Raw genomic sequence first — 1,566 nt, 5'->3', positions numbered from 1 at the left:
TATCGCTATTTTCTAGGGCAATTAGGTTAATAGTTTCAAGGGTGATATTACCACCAGTAGCTGTGCCACTCGCGTCAGTAGTAATCTGGCTGTTGTTGCGCAACAGTAGTAAATTAGACTTGAGCTGAATGTTACCTCCATTTCCGGCGGGCACTTCTGCTTTTAAACTACCTTGATGGTCAAGATTAATCGAATTAGCAGTAATATTGAGATTACCAGAATTTTTGGTAACACCACTGACAGAAATTTCCGCACTATTCCCCACAGTTAAATTAGTACTATTAATGTCGATGGAACCAGCAGGAGCATCAGTGGTTGAGAAAGCCGATATGCTACTGAAGAACTGACCATCTTCTGAGATACCCCTGACTTCAATTTCCCTGGCTTCAATCTCAATCTCTCCCGCTTGTCCCCCACCGGATGTTGAAGCAATTATCTGTCCTCCATCCAAGACACGTAAACCTTCGGTTGTAATCTTGATATTGCCACCATCCCCTTGGCCATCTCTTAGTACAGAAGCAATTATTCCACCTGATGCTCCACTAAAATCCACAACGGCATCCCTGACCTCCACTTCAGTAGCTCGGATCGTTATATTGCCAGAATTGCCCGCTCCCAATGTTGCAGCTCCAATGACTCCTCCCTGAGCGATTGTCAAGTGCTCTGTGTCAATGGTTATATTTCCCCCGTTACCAGTTGTGCTCGGAAACTGAGGAGCAACAAATAAACCACTGCTAACAAGACCCGAAGTGCCTTCCCTAAAACCGATTATTTCGATAGACTGCGCCCTGACCGTAATATTGGCACCATCACCAGAGCGAACAGCTGCAGAACCAATCTGTGCTCCGTCTAATACCTGTAAGCGTTCCACATCTAAAACCACATCTCCTGCATTTCCTGCACCAATCGAGCTAGCTGAGATAAAAGCAAATCCAGCGACTTTGAGCTCCTTAGTCTCGATAATTAAATCATTACCATCGGCTGTACCAAAGACCCTTGTCGCTAAGTTACTTCTAGTTGAGCGAACTCTAAACCCAGGTAAGTCAAGTACTTCCTCTGCAGTTGCACTTATCTCTATTGATTCTGTCGCTCGGATGTGCAGAATTCCCCCTTCGGTTGCTCCCAAGGTATTAGCGTTAATAGCAGAACCGCTTTTGACATTAAGGTTTCTCCCTTGAATTTCAATATTGCCGCCACTGTCGCCATTGGTAATCACAAACGCCTGTTGAGTCAGGTTAATATCCCCAAACTCGGCTATTCCTTCATAACCCATTGTCCATCCTTGTGCCAGGGGTGTCACAGACACTACACTGTTGGGTCCAACACTACCCAGTTCAATCCGTCCTGCGGATGCGGTCAATCCACCACCAGGAAAGTCTAAATTTCCTCCTAGCAAGGCAATGGTTTGCCCTGGCTCTACCTCAATCCCCACCGTGGCATCGGAATCTGGATTAACCGCTTGGGATTGGACCACTATCGACTCAGCTGTTGAACCAAATTGCACACCCATGGGTATATTAATTGTCAACAATGGCGCTTCATCCTCTGCTTGACTAGCGTTAAATT

General features: G+C 45.9%; 1 protein-coding gene. It reads right to left on the bottom strand.

The window, feature by feature from the left end:
- Positions 1 to 1,566, bottom strand: a 1,566-nt coding sequence (locus AC4II3_RS32660) for a two-partner secretion domain-containing protein (RefSeq protein WP_488029857.1), incomplete at both ends; no start/stop codon positions are given.

The organism is Moorena sp., from assembly GCF_982860115.1.
This window is presented reverse-complemented; position numbering and strand designations above follow the sequence as displayed.